The sequence below is a fragment of the Serratia microhaemolytica genome, assembly GCF_004011885.1.
Classification (GTDB): domain Bacteria; phylum Pseudomonadota; class Gammaproteobacteria; order Enterobacterales; family Enterobacteriaceae; genus Serratia_G; species Serratia_G microhaemolytica.
Genome location: NZ_ML137214.1, coordinates 1,052 through 1,346 on the forward strand (window position 1 = coordinate 1,052; position 295 = coordinate 1,346).

The 295-nt window shown below is 61.4% G+C and carries 1 protein-coding gene; it reads left to right on the forward strand.

Annotation, left to right across the window (positions count from 1 at the left end; all coding sequences use genetic code 11):
- Positions 1-295 (forward strand): hypothetical protein (locus tag EOJ37_RS01105; protein WP_206194002.1); only part of this gene is annotated, 295 nt, incomplete at both ends.

Consider the following 295-nt stretch of genomic DNA (forward strand, 5'->3'; position numbering starts at 1 on the left):
GTTAACCAATGCTGGGCAGATCAACCTAGCCAACAGCCTGTTCAACAGCGGCTTGCTCAGCAACAGCGGGGTGATCGACCTGGCCGGCGGCACACTCAACCTGAGCGCTGGCGGTAGCTCCAGCGCTGATGGCGGATTAACCGGCAGCGGGGCGTTGAATGTGCAGGGCGGCGATTTGAGTATCACCGGCGCGAACAATAGCTTCACCGCCAACACCCAGATCGCCAACGGCGCGTCGATCAGCCTCAGTTACAGCGGCAACCTGGGCAGCAGTGCGGTCACTATCGATGGCGCA